At 44.5% G+C, this 20,951-nt stretch carries 15 protein-coding genes; 9 read left to right on the top strand and 6 right to left on the bottom strand.

Features of this window, described 5'->3' with window-relative positions; genetic code table 11:
* Nucleotides 1–209: 209 nt before the first annotated feature.
* Nucleotides 210–1,037 (top strand): mechanosensitive ion channel family protein, encoded by an 828-nt coding sequence (locus PN836_RS08315; protein ID WP_395344778.1) that lies wholly within the window; start codon nucleotides 210–212, stop codon nucleotides 1,035–1,037.
* A gap of 130 nt (nucleotides 1,038–1,167) precedes the next feature.
* Here the strand turns inward: PN836_RS08315 and PN836_RS08310 are convergent, their stop codons facing one another.
* Together PN836_RS08310 and metK are read right to left on the bottom strand one after the other, a co-directional pair.
* On the bottom strand, nucleotides 1,168–1,971 hold the full coding sequence (locus tag PN836_RS08310; RefSeq protein WP_395344777.1) for a M48 family metallopeptidase: 804 nt from the start codon (nucleotides 1,969–1,971) through the stop codon (nucleotides 1,168–1,170).
* A gap of 84 nt (nucleotides 1,972–2,055) precedes the next feature.
* Nucleotides 2,056–3,207, bottom strand: coding sequence for a methionine adenosyltransferase (gene metK, locus PN836_RS08305; protein ID WP_395344776.1), 1,152 nt, complete (start codon nucleotides 3,205–3,207; stop codon nucleotides 2,056–2,058).
* A gap of 356 nt (nucleotides 3,208–3,563) precedes the next feature.
* On the opposite strand from metK, the gene tkt reads away from it, so the two are divergent.
* The 4 genes from tkt (at nucleotide 3,564) to PN836_RS08285 (ending at nucleotide 8,972) form a co-directional block, all read left to right on the top strand.
* Complete coding sequence (gene tkt / locus PN836_RS08300) at nucleotides 3,564–5,555, top strand: transketolase (protein ID WP_395344775.1); 1,992 nt, start codon at nucleotides 3,564–3,566, stop codon at nucleotides 5,553–5,555.
* A 136-nt stretch (nucleotides 5,556–5,691) separates the two neighbouring features.
* Nucleotides 5,692–6,759, top strand: a complete 1,068-nt coding sequence (epd, locus tag PN836_RS08295; RefSeq protein WP_395344774.1) for an erythrose-4-phosphate dehydrogenase — start codon at nucleotides 5,692–5,694, stop codon at nucleotides 6,757–6,759.
* A gap of 63 nt (nucleotides 6,760–6,822) precedes the next feature.
* On the top strand, nucleotides 6,823–7,998 hold the full coding sequence (locus PN836_RS08290; protein ID WP_395344773.1) for a phosphoglycerate kinase: 1,176 nt from the start codon (nucleotides 6,823–6,825) through the stop codon (nucleotides 7,996–7,998).
* Between the two features lie 74 nt (nucleotides 7,999–8,072).
* Nucleotides 8,073–8,972, top strand: a complete 900-nt coding sequence (locus tag PN836_RS08285; protein ID WP_395344772.1) for a fructose bisphosphate aldolase — start codon at nucleotides 8,073–8,075, stop codon at nucleotides 8,970–8,972.
* A 112-nt stretch (nucleotides 8,973–9,084) separates the two neighbouring features.
* On the opposite strand, the gene PN836_RS08280 is transcribed toward PN836_RS08285, so the two are convergent.
* The 4 genes from PN836_RS08280 to PN836_RS08265 form a co-directional block, all read right to left on the bottom strand.
* A complete protein-coding gene (locus PN836_RS08280; RefSeq protein WP_395344771.1) occupies nucleotides 9,085–10,566 on the bottom strand; it encodes a lytic polysaccharide monooxygenase in 1,482 nt (493 codons plus the stop codon).
* A 521-nt stretch (nucleotides 10,567–11,087) separates the two neighbouring features.
* Nucleotides 11,088–12,632, bottom strand: coding sequence for an exopolyphosphatase (locus PN836_RS08275; protein ID WP_395344770.1), 1,545 nt, complete (start codon nucleotides 12,630–12,632; stop codon nucleotides 11,088–11,090).
* A 7-nt stretch (nucleotides 12,633–12,639) separates the two neighbouring features.
* Complete coding sequence (gene ppk1 / locus PN836_RS08270) at nucleotides 12,640–14,730, bottom strand: polyphosphate kinase 1 (protein WP_395344769.1); 2,091 nt, start codon at nucleotides 14,728–14,730, stop codon at nucleotides 12,640–12,642.
* A 19-nt stretch (nucleotides 14,731–14,749) separates the two neighbouring features.
* Entirely contained in the window at nucleotides 14,750–15,286 is a 537-nt protein-coding gene (locus PN836_RS08265) for a glycine cleavage system protein R (RefSeq protein ID WP_415926394.1), read from the bottom strand.
* Between the two features lie 50 nt (nucleotides 15,287–15,336).
* Here PN836_RS08265 and PN836_RS08260 point away from each other — a divergent pair, with 50 nt between their 5' ends.
* Genes PN836_RS08260 through phoU form a run of 4 tightly spaced genes read left to right on the top strand, consistent with a single transcriptional unit; the run spans nucleotide 15,337 to nucleotide 20,850 of the window.
* Nucleotides 15,337–17,706: an ABC transporter permease subunit gene (locus tag PN836_RS08260; RefSeq protein WP_395344767.1), complete on the top strand. Its 2,370-nt coding sequence runs from the start codon at nucleotides 15,337–15,339 to the stop codon at nucleotides 17,704–17,706.
* A complete protein-coding gene (gene pstA / locus PN836_RS08255) occupies nucleotides 17,699–19,288 on the top strand; it encodes a phosphate ABC transporter permease PstA (protein ID WP_415926393.1) in 1,590 nt (529 codons plus the stop codon). Before PN836_RS08260 ends, pstA begins: the two co-directional genes overlap by 8 nt.
* A gap of 37 nt (nucleotides 19,289–19,325) precedes the next feature.
* On the top strand, nucleotides 19,326–20,132 hold the full coding sequence (pstB, locus tag PN836_RS08250; RefSeq protein ID WP_395344765.1) for a phosphate ABC transporter ATP-binding protein PstB: 807 nt from the start codon (nucleotides 19,326–19,328) through the stop codon (nucleotides 20,130–20,132).
* Between the two features lie 4 nt (nucleotides 20,133–20,136).
* Nucleotides 20,137–20,850 carry a phosphate signaling complex protein PhoU gene (gene phoU, locus PN836_RS08245; RefSeq protein ID WP_395344764.1) on the top strand — a complete coding sequence of 238 codons (714 nt, stop codon included), beginning with the start codon at nucleotides 20,137–20,139 and terminating at the stop codon, nucleotides 20,848–20,850.
* The last annotated feature ends 101 nt before the right edge of the window (nucleotides 20,851–20,951 follow it).

Raw genomic sequence — 20,951 nt, 5'->3', positions numbered from 1 at the left:
TTTATAAAAATAATTTGATTTTTCTTCCGCGTGCTTGTTATGTTTTATTTAGCCAATCTGCAATAGCGGTCGGAAATCGCCTATCAAAATCAAGCTTTCAGCGAATCCTAAGCGCTTAGGCTATGTTTATTATGATCCTTAAAATACATTCAATAAGGTTTCTGATAAAAAGTATATTACCAAACCACCCATACAAAGGACATGTCATCATGCCAGAATTCAGTACAGATGAAGCATCAAAATATTTAGATTTATACATCATTCCGTTTGCAATTAATTTGCTCATTGCGATTGTTATATTTGTCGTTGGTCGAATAGTCGTTAATATCATCGTTAAAATTGTCGGCAAATTATTAGCAAAAAGTAGCTATGACGAAATGCTCGTCGATTTTATTATGGGCATTGTACGATCAATACTACTGCTGTTTGTCATTATCGCCGCGCTTGACCAGTTAGGCGTTGATACAACCTCGTTAGTCGCCATATTGGGTGCAGCAGGTTTAGCTATCGGTTTGTCGTTACAAGGCTCACTACAAAACTTTGCCGCAGGTGTCATGCTACTTGTGTTCAAGCCTTTCAAATCAGGTGACTTTGTAGATGCTGGTGGCGTATCGGGCACAGTCAAGGGCATCAGTATTTTCACCACTACTATGAACACGCCAGACAATAAAGAAATTATTGTGCCAAATGGTCTTATCTATAGTGGCGCGATCACTAATTACTCAGCAAAAGAGACGCGTCGTGTGGATATGGTATTTGGTATTGGTTATGGTGACGATTTGAAAAAAGCCAAAACTATTCTGGAAGAAATGGTAGCTGCGGAAGAACGAGTACTGAAAGATCCAGCGCCTACGGTTGCAGTGTCTGAGCTTGGTGATAGCAGTGTCAACTTTGTGGTTCGTCCTTGGGTTAAGTCGGCTGACTACTGGGGCGTGATGTTTGACTTTACCGAAGCCGTTAAACTTCGTTTTGACCAAGAAGGCATTTCAATTCCCTTCCCTCAGATGGACGTTCACGTTCACAAAGAAGGCGAGTAAGTAAACCTGTCATAGGCAGCTTTTTGCTTTTGACACACATTAAAAAACCCAGCATTTGTCGCTGGGTTTTTATATTGTCTTTTCGATTGCTACGTCATATGCACGTTCAAGTACCCAGTGTGAAAGCGCTTTAACCTCGACATACGGGTTTATTTTTGACGGCGCTATACGTTTTCATTGCCGGCTCCATATTTGCCTTCAAGTTGTTAATTCGCGTTTGAGGCGCAGGGTGAGTCGAGAGTATTTCTGAAGGTCTTGCGCCATTGCTCGCCTTACTCATGTTCTGCCAGAGATTAACAGACTGTCGAGGGTCAAAGCCGGCTCTTGCCATAAGATCTAAGCCAATAATATCCGCTTCGCTTTCATGTGCGCGACTAAAGGGCAGGGCAACACCTACCTGCGCACCTAAGCCTAAGGCAGACATGATTGCGCCGCTTTGCGCGACGTTGTTTGCACGCAAGGCTTGATTCACCAGTTCTTGACTGATCCCAATTAGTGTCGAATGACTCATTCGCTCGTTACCATGTTGGGCTAATACATGCCCTATCTCATGTCCGATGACCGCCGCGACCTGGTCTTGGTTTTCTGCTACGCCTAGTAATCCGGTATACACGCCAATCTTCTTGCCAGGCAGAGCAAAAGCGTTCACTTGGTCTGAATCAAATACGACCACTTCCCACTGCTCAGGCGATGCATCCTCGTCAAGCTGGCGAATAATGTTATCGGCTATGCACTGCACAAATCGATTAGTGACTTGCGTTCTTGATATCGGAATTTCTTGCTTCATTCCCGCAAAGGCTTGCATACCGGATTGCGCTAGCTGTTGGTCTGAATATAGCAGTACTTGATTGCGACCGGTTGGAGAGGTGGCGCAGGCCGTGAGATAGATGCAGGCGACGAGCAGCACACTCATCTTTAAAAGGCGGTTATTCATAACTTAAGTTCCATTATTGACGCAAGAAGTAACGCAAAAAGGGCGCGTGCCAGTGGCTACGCGCCCCTATCAATCTTGCATTGATTATAGCTTAGCGTCTTCTCGCAATACAGCGGCTTTGTCAGTTTGTTCCCAAGGGAATTCCTCTCTGCCAAAGTGACCATATGCAGCAGTGGGCTTGTAGATTGGGCGTTCTAAATCAAGCATTTGAATGAGGCCGTATGGACGTAAATCAAAATGTTGTTTGACCAAAGCTGTTAGCGCTTCTTCACTGACTTTGCCCGTGCCGAAAGTATCCACGGCAATAGATGTTGGCTCAGCAACCCCAATTGCATACGAAATTTGGATTTCGCAGCGCTTCGCCAAACCAGCCGCGACTATATTCTTCGCCACATATCGGCCAGCGTATGCCGCACTTCTGTCGACCTTGGAAGGGTCTTTACCTGAAAACGCGCCGCCGCCGTGGCGTGCCATACCGCCGTAGGTATCAACGATAATTTTACGACCAGTCAATCCACAATCGCCCATTGGCCCACCAATCACAAAACGACCAGTAGGATTAATGTGATACTTAGTATTGGACGTTAGCCATTGCGATGGAATTACGGGTTTAATAATTTCTTCCATTACGGCTTCCCGAAGTGCTTCGATACTCACGCTGTCGCAGTGTTGGGTAGATAGCACTATTGCATCAATCGCCACGGGTTTGCCGTCTTCATATATGAAGGTTACCTGGCTTTTAGCATCTGGACGCAACCACTCTAGTTGCTTGCTTTTGCGCATTTTAGCTTGCTGTTGCACTAAGCGATGGGAGTACGTGATGGGTGCAGGCATGAGCACGTCGGTTTCATCGCTGGCATAGCCAAACATCAAGCCTTGGTCTCCCGCTCCTTGCTCTTCAGGTGAAGCGCGGTCAACGCCTTGATTGATATCTGACGATTGTTTGCCAATTGCGTTTAGTACCGCGCAAGACTCGCCATCAAAACCCATGTCGGAGTGCGTATATCCGATATCTTTTACCGTTTTTCTTGTTAGCTCTTCAATATCGACCCATGCGGTCGTATTAATTTCACCGCCAACCAATACCATGCCAGTCTTGACAAATGTTTCGCAAGCAACCCTAGCTTTCGGGTCTTCGGTTAATATTGCATCTAGCACTGCGTCTGAGATTTGATCAGCAATCTTATCTGGATGGCCTTCTGAGACAGATTCCGATGTAAATAAGCGTGAGGTCATACATGATCCTAAAACAAAAATTATTGTGATATCTGGCGTCAAATTACGCCAACTGCGGCTGACTTTGCCTGAAATCGGCAGTAAGTACCGCTAGCTAAGGGGCGATTATAGTATATTTCCATCTAGACGTCTAAAAGTCTATTTGAATTTCTATGCGATCTTTATTCACACACAAATGGATCAGCAAAACCACCAATATTCATACAAACAATGCCCGAATTTAGTTGCTTGATGCAGATGAAAAAAAACAATTCAAATATGTTAATTAATGATTGAAGTGCTTCAGGCCCTACGCCACAATGTCGAACTTAATGTGGGCCCACAATAATCGCCCAAGTCTATAAAAAGGAGAATACATGTCATCACGCCGCGAACTCGCCAATGCAATTAGAGCGCTCAGTATGGACGCTGTTCAGCAAGCTAAATCAGGTCACCCTGGCGCACCTATGGGAATGGCTGATATTGCACAAGTTCTATGGTGTGACTACTTGTCGCACAACCCAAAAGATCCGACGTGGGCTAACAGAGATCGCTTTGTATTATCTAACGGTCATGGGTCAATGCTTTTATACTCTTTGTTACACCTTACGGGCTATGAATTACCCATTGAAGAGCTAAAACAGTTCCGTCAACTGCATTCAAAAACGCCAGGGCACCCTGAGTATGGTTATGCGCCAGGCGTTGAAACAACCACTGGTCCACTTGGCCAAGGGATATCAAATGCGGTTGGCATGGCATTAGCCGAAAAAGTGCTAGCGGCTCAGTTCAACAAAGAAGGTTTCGATATTGTTGATCATTTTACCTACGCATTCATGGGTGACGGCTGCATGATGGAAGGGATTTCGCACGAGACCTGCTCGCTGGCGGGCACGCTTGGACTTGGCAAGCTCATTACCTTTTGGGATGACAACGGTATTTCGATTGATGGTGAAGTTGAGGGTTGGTTTAGCGATGATACCCCCGCGCGTTTCAAAGCCTATGGCTGGCACGTTATTGCTGATGTGGATGGCCACGATCCAGAGCAGCTTGCTGCTGCAATTGAGCAAGCCCAGCAAGAAACCGGCAAGCCAAGTTTGATTTGCTGTAAAACCACCATTGGCTTTGGTTCACCAAACAAACAAGGTAAGGAGGAATCGCACGGCGCTCCGCTTGGAGAAGATGAAATCACCTTGACCCGAGAAGCACTCGGTTGGACTCATCCTCCGTTTGAAGTGCCAGGTAACATATATTCTGCTTGGGATGCATCTGAAAAAGGACAGGCTGCGCAAGAACAATGGAATGCACTTTTTGCCAGCTATCAGCAGAGTCATCCACAATTAGCGTCTGAATTTGTTCGCCGTAAAACAAATGTACTGCCTGACAACTGGCATAAAGAGGTGTCGAAATACATTAATTCCCTACAGGACAATCCACAAAATATTGCCACCCGTAAAGCCTCACAAAATACCCTTAACGCATATGGTCCATTATTGCCGGAGCTGTTAGGTGGCTCTGCCGATTTAGCAGGTTCAAACCTCACGATATGGGACGGCTCGAAAGGCGTGAGCGCAGATGATGCAAACGGTAACTATATTTATTATGGCGTGCGCGAATTCGGTATGTCGGCAATGATGAATGGCATTACTTTGTATGGTGGTTTCAAAGCCTATGGCGCGACTTTCTTGATGTTCATGGAATATGCGCGAAACGCCGTTCGGATGGCGGCAATTATGAAACAACCCGCTATTTTTGTGTATACCCACGATTCTATTGGCCTAGGTGAAGATGGCCCTACGCACCAACCTGTTGAGCAATTAGTTGCCCTTCGAAGTACGCCTAATCTAGATAACTGGCGTCCTTGCGACCAAGTTGAGTCGGCAATTGCGTGGAAAGCGGCAATTGAACGAACTGACGGACCTACCACACTTATTTTCACTCGTCAGGGCTTACCGCAACAGTCACGCTCACCTGAGCAATTGATTGATGCAGAGCGTGGCGCATATGTGCTAGTTGATAGTGAAGATACGCCTGATATCATTCTCATTGCAACGGGTTCAGAAGTGCATCTAGCGGTCGACGCCGCTGAGCAACTCAGTGCACAGAGCAAGGCTGTACGCGTTGTATCTATGCCGTGCTGTGATTTATTTGATAGGCAGTCTGAAAGCTATAAAGAGTCTGTTTTACCTGCTGGCGTGACAAAACGTGTGGCGGTAGAAGCACTTTCAAAAGACGCTTGGTACAAGTATGTTGGATTAAACGGCGCTGTAGTTGGCATGGACACCTTTGGTGAATCAGCGCCAGCAGGCGACTTATTTAAGCATTTCAATATTACGACTCAAGCGGTTGTAGATGCCGCTTTATCTCTATAAAAAATGGCTTTATAAATCAATGGCTTTATAAAGCAAGAGGAAAAAAGCTATAATGTCTTTTTTTGTGCGCCTCTGGTTTATATTATCGGGGGGCGAACTAGGGCATTTTTGTGCGCTTAAATTGGGTTAGCTTGTAGTGCTTCGAATTGGAATAAATGGCTTTGGCCGCATTGGCAGAAGTGTTTTAAGAGCCCTGTACGAAAGTGGCTTTCGCGAGCAAGTGGAAGTGGTCGCAATAAATGAAATAGCCGAGCCAGAGGCTATGTCGCATTTGCTGCAGTTTGATAGCACTCACGGCCGGTTTCCAAATAAAATTTCGTTTACCCAAAACAAGTCAAAACAAAACAGTCTGTGCGTCGCGCGCGCCCCTCTTCGCGATGAAAATCCTGACGATAAACATGTAGATAAGATCGCGCTTTTTCACGAACAGAGGATCTGCAATATTGATTGGGCAGCTCATAGTGTTGATATCGTTTTAGAGTGTACGGGGGTATTTTCAAGCGCTGACGATGCAAACCAGCACATTATTCAAGGTGCCAAAAAGGTGCTTTTTTCGCAACCATGTGGTCAAGACATGGATAAGACCATCATCTTTGGCGTGAATGACCATGAGCTACTGCCCGAGCATAAAATCGTCTCAAACGGCTCGTGCACAACTAACTGCATTGTGCCGGTTATTCGTGTATTAGACGAAGCTTTTGGCGTGGAAAGTGGCACTATCACCACGATTCATTCCTCAATGCACGATCAACAAGTCATCGATGCATATCACCCTGATTTGAGGCGTACCAGAGCGGCGAGTCAATCCATTATCCCCGTTGATACCAAGCTTGCTCGTGGAATAGAGCGAATTTTGCCCAAGTTTGCGGGTAAATTTGAGGCGATTGCCGTGCGAGTGCCAACCATCAACGTCACAGCAATGGACTTAAGTGTTACCTTACGTGATAAAGTCAGCGTGGCTGAGGTTAACGAGGTCTTTAAGCAGGCGGCCCATACCTTTAAAACGGCAAAGATTTTTGACTATACTGATGCGCCATTGGTATCTGTCGATTTTAATCATGACCCACATTCATGTATTGTCGATGCAACGCAAACACGCGTAAGTCACAAGCAACTCGTAAAAACGTTAGTGTGGTGCGACAACGAATGGGGTTTTGCAAATCGTATGTTGGATACTGCGATAAAAATGCACATGGTGTCCTAACACATTCATTATCGTAGCCATCACTAATGCCCAAGAATTTAGCTAAGCTACAAGGAGATTTTTATGCCAATTAAGGCTATGACGGACTTAGATTTGAGCAATAAGAGAGTATTGATTCGTCAAGATCTCAATGTGCCAATCAAAGCAGGTGAAATCACGTCTGATGCTCGCCTCAGAGCGTCGATTCCAACCATTAAACAAGCTTTAAAACAAGGTGCGGCAGTACTTGTTATGTCTCATCTTGGTCGTCCGACGGAGGGTGAAAGTGCCGAAGAATTTTCGCTCGCCCCCATTGCTGAGTATTTGTCAGAGCACCTCGACGCAGAGGTCACTTTTGTAAGGGATTACCTCAGCTCTCAAGCACCTGAAGCAAAAGTGGGCGAAGTGACCTTACTTGAAAACGTGCGTTTTAATAAGGGTGAAAAATCTAACGACGAGCATCTAGCAAAACACTATGCCAAATTATGCGATGTATTTGTAATGGATGCATTTGGCACAGCACATCGCGCTCAAGCGAGCACACACGGCGTAGCAAAGTTTGCCTCGCAAGCCTGCGCTGGCCCACTTTTGGATGCAGAGCTTAAAGCACTTTCACAGGCACTGTACAATCCTAAACGCCCACTGGTAGCTATCGTTGGCGGTTCAAAAGTCTCGACCAAATTGACGGTGCTGGCATCACTTGCTGAAAAAGTCGATCAGTTGATTGTAGGTGGTGGTATTGCAAACACCTTTATTGCAGCGCAAGGTCATGCAGTGGGTAAATCATTAGTGGAAGAAAGCTTGATTGATGAAGCTAAACGCTTAACGGATTTAGCTGGCGCACAAGGCGGCGAAATTCCCATTCCCACCGATGTAGTTGTAGGGAAAGCGTTCTCGGCATCAACGCCTGCGCAAACTAAGTCAGTAGATAATATTGCTGATGATGACATGGTGTTTGATATTGGTCCGCAAACGGCGGATTACCTCGCTAATATTTTAAAAAACGCAGGTACGATTGTGTGGAATGGGCCGGTTGGCGTATTTGAATTTGATCAGTTTGGCAATGGAACCAAAGCAATTGGCGAGGCGATTGCGCAAAGTGATGCGTTTTCTATTGCAGGCGGTGGCGATACACTAGCAGCGGTGGATAAATACTCAATTGCAGATAAAATCTCCTATATTTCTACCGGAGGCGGCGCGTTCTTAGAATTTTTAGAAGGAAAAGAGCTACCTGCTGTGGCAATATTAAACCGAGACTAGCGCGTATTAGTGTTACGTGGCTCACATGCAGTAAATAATTCAAAGTTTGGGATAAAACAGAGGAAATACACATAATGACAACGCAAGCACAACAAGACATGCTGGCAAAAGTAAAATCGAAGGTTGGATTTATTGCAGCGCTTGACCAAAGCGGAGGCAGCACGCCAAAAGCCCTGAAGCTATACGGCGTTGAAGAAAACGAGTATTCCACCGACGAAGAAATGTTTACCTGCGTCCATGACATGCGCTCTCGAATTGTAACAAGCTCAGCCTTTGATGGGGAGAGAGTTTTAGGCGCCATTTTGTTTGAAAATACGCTCGATAGAGATATTGAAGGCAAATCGAGCGCGCATTATCTATGGCAAGTGAAACATGTTGTGCCGTTTTTGAAAGTGGATAAAGGCTTAGCGGACGAGGAAAACGGCGCACAAGTGATGAAGCCAATGCCTGAGCTTGATGCCTTGCTCGCAAAAGCAAATGCCCAAGATGTCTTTGGCACTAAAATGCGTTCGGTAATTAAACTTGCAAATAAGGCAGGCGTTGATGCGGTAGTTGCTCAGCAGTTTGAAATAGGAAAGCAAATTATTGCAGCGGGCCTTGTGCCAATTATCGAGCCTGAAGTCGACATTAATAGTCCTGAAAAATCAGAAGCAGAAGCCTTATTAAAAGCGTCAATTTTAAAGCATTTAGATGCCTTAAGTGATGACCAAAACGTGATGCTCAAGCTCACTATTCCTAACCAAGCCAACTTTTACAAAGAGTGCATCGATCATCCGCGCGTATTAAAAGTTGTCGCGTTATCTGGCGGATACTCAAGAGACGATGCAAATGCAAAACTAAGCCAAAACAAAGGTATGATTGCGAGCTTCTCTCGAGCGCTTACCGAAGGTTTAAATGCAAAACAATCAGATGCTGACTTTGACACAACCTTGGATGCCACTATTCAAGAGATTTATAACGCGTCAGCCACCTAGACCATTGCCTCGGCTTGAGGTTTCCGGCTTTTAGTCAAATACCTTCATCTTTAAAGTAAAAAGGGCGTAAGAAATAATTCTTACGCCCTTTTTTATATTTTCAAACTAAGGTTTATCTCCAAACCCCCCATTCGCCCGTGGTGCCAGGTTCTTCACCCCTTGTCCACCACTGAGCTGTCCAAAGTGCACCATTGTGCATGACTCGGTCGCCTTGAGTATAAACTGCGTTGATGTCCCATGCTGGAGCATCGCCTGTTGCAGTGTCACCTACGACTCTAAAGCTAAACTGAGCTTGCACTGATAAGTCAGGCAGAGAAAGCCTAAATGCAAGGTTCTCGTTTTGGCTACTGAGTAAAGACGTATCTATGACGAGTTCGTTGTGCTCATTGACCATAAGCGTAATCGCTTCGCCGTCAGTTTGCTCCCATATGGCTTCAGATACCTCGGCACCCTCAATCATCGGCGAGAGAATAACCGATTGACCGTAGGCAACTTCGTCCATAATTAAATCTGATAGAATTTTAGCATCAATACTGATGCTCACATCTGACACTTGATCAGCAGGCGTAATTGAGAACACACCGCTGGCTCTTGAATCACGCGAGTTAAAGTAATTACCATAAAGGTCGTTTCTGAAGTACATGTAGTGATTCATTTCTGCATGCCATCGGCCGATAAAAACATTTCCGTTGAAGAAGCTTTCGTAGTAACCATTTACTTCAGCCGCTAACAATCTGTCCCAATCGTTTAGGTTGTCTGCATTAATCTCAACAGAGAATGAGCTGTGCTGTTCGCCATTTTTGTTAAATACCGCGAAATTGACCGTATCACCGATGTTGACTGAGTCTAAAGCGATGTCAGACGGAATAAACTGGGTGCCTTGCACTAAGTAAGGACCAGTGGGTTCTTCAGGCTCTTCAGGTGGTTCTGGGTTTTCACCGCCGCCGTTAACTATTGAAATATCACTACAGTTATAGAAGCCTTCGCCTACTGCATCAATGCGCTGCCAGCGAACAAATAGCACTGCTTCGCCTTCACGGTCTGCGGGAATAGTAACATCCATTCTATATTTACCACTTACTACTGGAACATTGCCTTCGGTATGAATAAGCTCAAGGTCACTCCAAGCGAGTGGCTGGTTTAGATCTGCATCTTCAGTAGTCAAATAGAACTCCCAGAAAGACGGATTATGTGGTGCAGTTGCGTTAAATACATATTCAAAGGTGCCAGTGCTCAGTTCAGTACGAGTCCAGTCCGAGCGTCCAATGCCAAAGCCTTGCTTCTGGCTGTCGTTTGCATAACAAATTGTGCCATCGGGTACGGCGGCTCTTACCGTTGCTTGATTGTTGTAATCAGGGATATTGATTGAGAACTCGTTCCTTTGTACCCAAGGGTATGAGCCTGAAATAGCTTTTGCTTCTGCACAGGCTGCATTTGGAGGCGTACCACTCCATAGACCGCCTTGTTCGTAACAAACTTGTTGGCGTGCCGCCGGAAATTCGGACCAGCCATGCGCCATCGCTTGTCCTGACATTAATTGAAGACTTCCTGTCGCAAAAATAGAGAATCCGATAACTAGGGAGTTAAGTTTCATGTAAATTGCTACCTTAATAAATGCCGATCGTCATTCGGCAATAACGGCGGATTACTCTCCGCCAACGGAAGTGATAGATGCATAGCATCAGAGCTCTAAAACGACCAGAGCATCACAATGCGAGTAATTAAAAAACGTAAAAGAAGCCTTTGAATCACAGTATTAAACGGAGTACTTAATTCGACTTTCTTGTTATTGGGGGCGGTAGTCTATGGAAAAAAATACTGAAATCAAAAAAACCTCAAAATAGGTCATAAAATAAACAAAAAAGGGAAAAATAGACTAAAAAGTATACAAACAGGTAAGCAATAGATTCTTTTGTGTAAGAAATATCGTACAATTTATTTCGTTAATTCAGATTAATTAGGACGGAAAATAGATTGCAAAACGGATGGCTGGTATCGAAAATTTTACCGTGAACCACGGGCATTGAGAATGTATAAGAGAGCGTCCTCGATTGACGAGGTACTTAGACAGGATTCAGCTTACTTAAAAAAATCGGAGTGAATGGTCTTGCTTTATCAAGTCGCCGTGGCGCCTTCCTTAAAGCTTAGATTGATATTAAGCGTCTCAAGATACTTTTGCTCCTTGAGCAAGTCTGCCATTAGCAGCGAATTGTTTGCTAAATAGTCGTGTTCAAACCTGAGTTTTAACTTTGCGTCTTTCACCGTGCATGTGACTGAGGTTTCGCTCACAACTTGACGATTAATATTTAGCAATATGCTCAAACGCAGGATAACGAGCATGCGAGCAAGACAAATCTGAGAAAACTCTAACGTGGCGGGCGCATCTTCAGTTTGTATTTTCTTTCGGTGATAGCGCACCAAGTAACCCATTGCTTTTTGCTGATCTTGGTTGAAACCAGGCAAGTCTGAATTGAGCAATATATAGCTAGAGTGTTTTTGTATGCCGCGTGAGTTTACCTGAAGCCCAACCTCATGCAGCAAGGCTGACCAGCCTAACATAAAGCGATATTTGGCTGCTTCAAGTTCCCAATCGTGTTTCACTTGCCCATACAAGTTCATACAAGTATTTAACACTTTATGGGCATATTGAGTGTCGACATCGTATCGAGTTGCCAAGCTTTGAGCACTTCTCACTCGTACGCTTTGCGAGGTTTGCTTTCCTTGAAGTTCTGACAATACGCCTTCACGCAAAGCAGCTTGAGAAATGCTAACGCTACTTAAATTAAGCGATTGGAAAACCGCCAGCATAATACAGAGGCCAGGCACAAAAACGGGCTTTCGATCTTCGGTAAGCCCATCAAAATCGAGGGCTGAGGATTCACCCTTTTCAATACACCGCGCAAGCAGTAGCTGCAGATCATGTTGATTAAAAGGCTGCGCTTTGTTCTCTTCGTTCGGATGCGCCACTAATGCAATCGCTTTGGCAGTTCCGGAGCTTGCTAGGTTATGCTGCCAAGACGTTTGCCGTAAATTCGTACATGCTAATTCGAGATCTTGCTGGGCAGCCGTTATGGCTTTTTCCACGGCAGTTCGAGTGATCTTACCATCGCAAAAAAAGCGCTTTTGATAGCTCACACAACCCATTTGAACGCTTTTGCAAAGCTCAGGTTCAGCTTCTTTGCCTACAGCAAATTCCGTAGAGCCTCCGCCAATGTCAATAATTAAGCGACTGCCTTCAATATCCGTATGATTGGCAATTCCCGTATAAATAAGCCTCGCCTCTTCAGCACCTGATATTACCTCGATTGGATAAGGAAAGACTTTTCGCGCCATTCTCAAGAAGCTCTGGGTATTCTTTGCCCGCCGCAGTGTGTGAGTCGCAACAATTCGAACGGAGTGCGTAGACACACCGGCAAGGCTATCTAGCATGCTTTCGAGCGTGTCAACGCCTCGCTGCATAGCTTCTTTGGATAGGATGTTTTTATCATCCAAACCATCAGCTAAACGCACCTTGTGTTTGACCCTTTGCGTCACTTGAATAGCATCGGCGACCACCCGAGCAACCACTAAATGAAAGCTGTTAGAGCCAATATCCAAAGCGGCAATGGTTTCCGTTTGCCGCTGTTCGCTGTTGTCGAAAATTTGATATAAGTTCTGCAATTAGCTATCACTTGTTGGTGTTTGCATCAGAGTCGGCCTCTCGGTGGGATAAGTATTGATGTATTTGAATTTGGGAGCGCAGCTTTCTTCGGTTACCACGTTTAACGTATTGATTAGATTGAGATTCATCAATAACTCTTGCTTTAAGCGTGTCCTTAAACTGAAGCTCAAGCAAGTCTACTATCATTTGGCGGGCATCAGGGTCGTTCACCGGGCAGCCAACTTCAATGCGATAGTCCATGTTTCTGGTCATCCAATCGGCAGACGAGATATAAATCTTTCGGTCGCCGCCGTTTTCAAACATCATGATCCGCGGGTGCTCTAAAAAGCGATCGACAATGCTGATAATCTCAATGTTTTCACTTAAGCCCTCGACTCCCGGGATCAAAGAACACATTCCCCGAATAATGCCCCTTATTTTTACACCAGATTGCGAGGCTCGATACAAATCGTCTATTAACTCAGGATCTACTAAATTGTTAATTTTAAAAGTTATTTGTGCATGATGCCCTTCTGTGCCGCGTTGGATCTCTTGCCTGATGAGTGACTGAATTTTACTGCGGGCATTGATTGGCGATACTTGGAGTTGATTAAATCTGACTTTTCGATAGGGGTTTTGGATCATGTCGAAGACTTGAATTCCTTCAAGAGACAACTCTTCGTCGCAAGTAAACAAAGACAAATCGGTGTATATCTTAGCGGTTTTTTCATTGAAATTGCCGGTGCCAAAATGGGTGTAGTGCCGGATTTTTCCCCGTTCTTCACGGCTTACGATACAAAGTTTGCTATGAATTTTCACACTCGGATTACCTAACACCACTTTTATCCCTGCGTCAGTCATACGCTTTGACCAAGCAATATTATTCTCTTCGTCAAATCGTGCGCGCAGTTCCACCACGACAGTGACTTTTTTACCGTTATCAACAGCATCCACAAGTGAACTAATGATTCGAGATTGCGAGGCGACTCGGTAAATATTCAAGCGTATGTGTTTAACCTGTGGGTCAAATGCTGCCTGGCGCACAAATTCAGTGAAATGCAGAAAGTCGTGGTAGGGGTAATACAGCAGAATATCGCGCTCGGCAATGGCATCAAATACAGTGTCGTGCTGCACAAAGGCCTGATTGCGCAGTTTCGGTAAAGGCGAATGCTCTAAATAGGCACGCCCTACATTTGGAAAACCGATAAAGTCTTTAAAATTGCGATAATGACCTGCTGATTGAATGGTATCGATGTTTGAAATGCGCAGGCGTTTTCGAAGATCGTTAATCATCTCATTAGGCATGCCTGTATCATGAATAATCCGAACAGGCTCGGCGCTCAAACGTTGCTTCATGCTTTCTGACATTTTCTCTACGTAGCTTTCGTCAATTTCATCATTTATGGAGTACTCGGCATCGCGCGTGATTTTAAATGAGAAAGCCTCGGCCGTTTCAAATTTCACAAAGCCTTTAAAAATCTCTTCCACACAAAGCTTGATTACATCATCGAGCAGTACTATCTGCTTCTTCTTTTTTCCTTGCTCGCTTGGAAGTACCACAAAACGGCTGGTTTGATTGGTTGGGATCTCTACAACAGCATATTTGGTATTGCGCCCAGGCCGATACAATGCAACATTGAGATAAACAGAGGAATCATTCAAGCGCTGTATCAGCTGGACTTTGTTGTCTAGCAGAATGGGCGCCACATGCAAAAGGACATGATTGCGAAAGTAGTTCGTTACCCAGTCTATCTGAGCTTCATTTAACTGCGTGTAATTAAGAATATAAATGTTGTAGCGTTTAAGTTCTTTAGTGATGGTTTTATGGACGCGATCAAACTGTTTGGATAAACCTTTAACCCGGTATTGAATTTGTTGTAATAGCTCAACAAGCTCATCAGCAGTGCTTAAATCGCCTTCGTTTTGCGAAATAGTAATTAAGCGCTTAACATCGGCAACGCGAACACGATAAAACTCATCTAAATTGTTGCTATAAATCCCTAAAAACCGAATTCTTTCGATTAATGGGGTGTTGGTGTCGGCAGCTTCCTGTAATACTCGCTCATTGAACGAGAGCCAACTCAATTCTTTTGGAAAATATAAGTTTTTATTTGGCACGTTTTTCCCCGATCCTTGATTAGCTTGCGCTGAATTCGACTACTAAATCGTCGGTAATTTGCTCAATAGACTCTTTTACATCATCACTAGATAGTGACGGTGGCGCAGCAAGTTTAATTTTTGCGCTGAAGATTTGATTCCCCCAGTTGGGTGCGCTCTCACAGGTGGTTTCCATTTCTGTGATATTAATATTAAGGCTTGCCAAGCAATGACTAATGTCATTGATGATGCCCTTTCTATCATTCGCCGTTAATGTCATGACTAACTCTTGTGCATCTTGTTGACTCTCAACAGAGGCTGGCATAAGCGTAATTTGCAGGCTCGATAGGGCATGACAGGCCTGAACCAAGGCATTATGCTGTGCCGAGGGCAGCATCACTTCAACAAATCCGGCAAAATGTCCGCTTAGGTGACAAAAGCTGCTTTTCAGCCAATTCCCATCCGCTTTGTTTACACACTTGGCAATGTCTTCAACCAGTCCCGGTCTATCTTTACCTACAACAGACAATACCATCGCTTGCATATACACCACCTTTTTGTTTGATTCGACTATCATTATTGCTAACAATATTGCATGCTAATGAATCATAAATCAAAACTTCTCCTATGCAATCATCAGAGCACGCATCATCTCAACAAAGCATCTCTAAAGGCACCAGCGCAAAGCGATTAAGAATTGATGCCTTTGCGAGGCATATTGTTGTGTTGTTCGGCTTGCTCGTGCTTGCCATGTTTTTGTTGTTAATCGCCCATATTTTCGGCAATGCTATTCCCTTGCTCAATACCCCCGCATTAAGTTTAAAAACAAGTATCAGCCTGTCGGAAAATCCAGACGAACGCGCGCAATTTGCGCAAATTAAACAACTTGGCAACGATGTTGTCCGCCTCTCATTTACGCCTTGCGAAATTAGACTGGAAAGCCTCCAAACAGCAACAAACCAGCAGGGGGCAAACTCAGGCAATACTAATTCAAATGCAAATAGCACAGAACTAGCTACTTTAGCGGCCTACCATCACCCGTGCACATCAACACTTCTCCCAATAAATGATGCGCACGGATACCACAGTCACTATGCCCATCTCAGAAATGACAACTTAATCGAATTGTATAAAATTAGTCATACGGCAAGCGGTCCACAGCGTGCCCTAGTAGGGTCTTTTAATGTTTCATCTTTTATTGACGCTTTGCCTTCAGCATCAAAGGGTGACTGGCAAGTCTACAAATATCAGAATGATCTAGTGATCAGTCAAGCGCATCCAGAGCATGGAACCAGTGCGTTGTTGTGGCACAAGCTAAACTCATTGGATGAACCTTTCATTTCGCTTATCGATCGCGTCGACTATCTGCTGCCCTTAAGCAGATTTAGCCAAGCAATCGTGATTTATCAAAATCAGCCGCGCCTCGTTAACCAGCATGGCGAGACCATTCAAACTCTGGCCAAGCTTAGCACCGAAAATGGTAACATTGTTCTTTCACCCGATCAGAGAGCCCTTTATTTTCCAACTGACGCGCACATCGGCAGTGACCAGCATTTCGGAAGGGATAAACTAGCTGAAAGTACGATATCAGATACGCTTGACTTAGCTATTGATGATACGAGCATCGTAAGTGACGATTTCACTCAGGTGTGGCGAAACGCCAATATTGATGGAGCGTTTTTATTTTCACCAGCCAGCCTTTTGGAAGGCATCGGCTCGCGAAAAATCATCGATATTGTGTTTGATCGGCAAACTTTAGTGGGCATTGCTATTGATACCGACGCCAATTTAATTGTGTTCAATCGTGCCAGTTCACAAGTCCTTAATGTGCAAGCTAGCGATATCCAACTTGGCAAGCCCAATGAAAGCGAGGCCTTGTCAAAACTGCTTCACTGGCACAATCAAATGCTATACGTCAGCACAGCTGATGCCATTCACGTTTTTCAACTTGAGAATGCCGCGGGTATTACTACCTATAAAAGCTTATTTTCAGAGCTAAATTACTCCGGTTACAAAGACTCTGAATATATCTGGCAGACGAGTAACTCTGCACAGTACGCTGAACCGAAATTTTCCCTTTTCCCGCTGATTATTGGCAGCCTTAAAGCAGCCGTACTTGCGCTATTTGTTGCCATTCCACTCGCACTTGGCGCGGCGATTTATACGGCTTATTTCGCACCGAGTCGCCTCAGAAATTGGGTAAAACCAAGTATTGAAATGATCGAAGCTATTCCTTCTGTCATTATCGGTTTTGTCGCCGCAATATGGCTCGCACCCTTCGCCGAGCGGTCGCTGTTTTCTTTGCTGATGGTAATGATTAGCTTGCCCTTTGTGATTATATTGATGGCATGGATACATGGTGTGATTAAGCAAACTGACTTGTACCAAGTATTTAGACACTATTATTTGCTTGCAGTTACGCTTGTGTTTTTGCTGGTAATGGTGTCGGTTTTTCATCTAAGCTCATTTGCCCAAGCGATGCTAGCCGAAGCGCAATTGTTTGGTTTTTTGTCAGTGCTGGGAGAGCTAACCATCAGTAAAACCACAGTTGTAGTTGCGCTCGCTTTAGGTATAGCCGTTGCTCCAACGATTTATTCTTTGGTGGATGACGCTCTATTTGAAGTTCCAGAAGGCGTAAAACAGGCTTCTTTTGCGCTAGGTGCAACGCAATTACAGACCTTGAGCAAAGTCGTGTTGGTGGTCGCGCTGCCGAGCATTATATCGGCCATTATGTTGGGACTTGGAAGAGCGTTTGGTGAAACTATGATTGTGCTTATGGTGACGGGCAATACGCCGATTGCGGATTGGGATTTGTTGTCAGGCTTACGATCGTTGACTTCTAATTTGACCATCGAGTTGCAAGAGAGCCGCGTTTCAAGCGCCCATTATCATATTCTATTTTTAACGGCGGCCATCCTTTTTGCTTTTACCTTTGCCATCAACACGGTTGCTGCGCTGCTAAAGCGTCGATTACAAAATGTAGAGAACGATGCTTAAGAGCCTGCCAATCAAATTTATGCAATCTTTGGCGCAAACGGTGTCTTTGCTTTGCGTGTCTATATTGTTGATTTTTTTAAGTGCAATGGTTTTATTTATTGCACTTAAAGGCAGCGAATATTTTATTCCAAAATCCGCATATAAGGTGAGCATATCCTTTAGCGATGAAAGTCAAAGTGTCGCCTATGAAGTGAGTAGCTTAAGCGCAGCTGAATTGGCTTTGCAATATGAAAAGCGTTACAAAGAGCAGTTTCTAGCTCATCCGCAAAGTCGTCCAGTGCTTACGGTTCAACTCGCTGAACAAGTGTATCAAGTTGTTACCAAATCAGGTAAAACTCACTTTGGAGAATTCTATGCTTTGATCGGACCGCGGAAGGATGCGGGAAATGCGATTACGCAAGACACCGCGCAAAGTAGTGAGAGTCAAGGCGTATTGCCACTAAAAGAGCTAAATAATCTACTTAACACAGTAGCACTTTTACAAAACAACCTATCTCAGATTCAACAAGGAAAGCTTCAAGCGATTCATCAAAACATTGCAAATTTAGATAAAAGTGGTGTATCGGCCGACACACCAGCTAGAAGCGCCCTTATGCTTGAGTTTGAAAAGTGGCAGGGTTATGCGAATGAATTGGAAAGGCAAATCGCGCAATATGTAATCGTGTTTAAACAAGCAAATGAAGAGCTGATAACCATTTCGCTTCATCAACTCGACAGACTCACCCAACCCAATCAGCTTAGTTTTGTAGACAAGCTAAACTATTCTTTGGATAAAATCTGGCAGTTTTTGTCCGACAATCCTAAACAAGCATCGACCACCGGAGGCGTTTTTCCTGCCATTTTTGGGACGCTTTTAATGGTGATACTCATGGCGGTTGTTGTTGCACCCTTTGGCATTATTGCCGCAATTTATTTGCATGAGTATGCGCCTAACAACCGCACAACACAGTTAATTCGCATAGGCATTAGCAATATGGCTGCAGTGCCCTCAATAGTGTATGGCGTATTTGGCTTAGGTTTTTTTGTCTACTTTCTTGGAGGCTCAATTGACGCCTTGTTTTATCCACAGACCCTACCTGCGCCGACTTTTGGAACACCAGGTTTGCTGTGGGCAAGTTTAACAATGGGTTTGTTGACATTACCGGTGGTAATCGTTTCGGCAGAAGAGGGCCTGCAAAGAGTTCCTCGCGGTCTGCGTGCGGGCAGCTATGCCCTAGGGGCGACCAAATTTGAAACGATTGTACGAGTCGTTATCCCGATGGCGAGTCCAGGCATGCTGACTGGTGTTATTTTAGCGGTTGCCAGAGCAGCAGGCGAGGTGGCACCACTTATTTTGGTCGGCGCTGTGAAATTTGCGCCGAACTTACCTATAGATGGGGAATATCCTTTTGTGCATTTGGAGCGACAATTTATGCACCTTGGTGTATTTATTTACGACGGGGCGTTTCACAATCAGACGCAAACGCAATCCGCATCACTCATGTTTGCTACCTGTATGTTGCTACTGATTATTGTATTCTTGCTAAATGTATCAGCAATTATGTTTCGTCATAAGTTGCGCAACAAGTATGAGCGCTTGTAGCTTTGAGTAAAGAAAATAGGAAATTTGGAACACCTGCATGCTAAAACTTTTTGAACGCCAAATGTTGTCGGTTGATGAAATATCAAAAGCACAAACCGGTATAGATGTGCGAAATTTAAGCGTGCATTTAAACGCTAAGTTGGTCTTAAACAATATTAGTATCAGGATCCCAAAGCACAAAATAACGGCGCTTATTGGTCAAAGCGGTTGTGGAAAAACCACTCTTCTAAATAGCTTTAACCGCATGAATGAGCTCAATCGAAATTACCACTATTCTGGGGAGGTTTGGATTAATGGACGCAACATTTATCATCGTAAGGAGCGGGTGTCGAGTTTACGCACGCAAATAGGGATGGTGTTTCAGCGGCCTAATCCCTTTCCCATGAGTATTTACGAAAACGTTTGCTTTGGCCTTCGTATTCAAGGGGAAAAAAACCGCCGAAAGCTCGACGATAGTGTTGAGCGAGCGCTTAAAAACGCTGCACTGTGGGATGAGGTGAAAGATCGCCTTTTTGACTCTGCGTTATTATTATCAGGCGGTCAGCAGCAGCGTCTGATGATTGCGCGCGCCCTTGCCCTTGAGCCTGAAATACTGTTGTTAGACGAGCCAACATCTGCGCTTGATCCCTTAACTACTCTGTATATTGAAGAATTAATTAACGAGCTGAAAAAACAGTGCACGCTCGTGATCGTCACGCACAACATGCAGCAGGCCGCTCGCGTTTCCGACTATGCCGCTTTCATGCACAAAGGTGAGTTAATCGAATACTCTGACAGTGACTCACTGTTTACTATGCCAGCGAAGCAACAAACCGAAGACTATATTACCGGACGTTACGGATAGGCTTATGCGCAGACAAATACAGCTTAATACTCACATTTCTGCAAGATTTAACCAAGAATTGGAAAACTTAAAACACTCTGTGTTGACAATGGGAGGAGTGATTGAGCAGCAATTAGTGAATACGCTTGTCGCGCTGCAAGAGAAAGCACCGAGCTTGGCCGAAAGAGTCGCGCTAAACGATGCGAAAGTTGACAGCATGGAAACGCAAGTTGAACAAGAGTGCATGCGCATCATTGCAAAACGTAACCCAACGGCGGGCGATTTACGTTTGATTATGACCGTTTCGAAAACAGCAACTGACTTGGAGCGCATAGGGGATGAAATTGCACGGGTTGCGCGTTTAGTTACGCTGAATAAAATACCAGACTCTGAGCTGGTGTTTTCAGGCATGCTGGATATTGGTAATCGAAACGTATCGATGATGCGAGCCACCTTTGATGCTTTCGCTCGTCAAGACGACAAGGCAGCAATTTTGGCGCATCATCAAGACCACGATATTGATAGGGTATATAAAAAAGTGCTGGAACAGACAGCGGCTGAAATTCAGATGAGCCCTGAGAACATTAATCATTGGATGGATGTTCTTTGGGCTATCAGAGCCTTTGAACGAATTGGCGATCGCTGCAAAAATATATGTGAGTATGTGATTTACCTAACATATGGCCGAGATATGAACAGCGCATCGATGAAAAAGACAGTCAAAAAACTTCTTAAATAAGAGTTGTTTAACTATATTTTGGAGATGAATGAGATTTAATAAGCGCTGGACGGTTGCACCGCTCTGCGAATCCGTTTATATTTTTGTCCAGCTCGACATCC

This window comes from Ningiella algicola (genome assembly GCF_028401415.2).
GTDB lineage: Bacteria > Pseudomonadota > Gammaproteobacteria > Enterobacterales > Alteromonadaceae > Glaciecola.
This window is presented reverse-complemented; position numbering and strand designations above follow the sequence as displayed.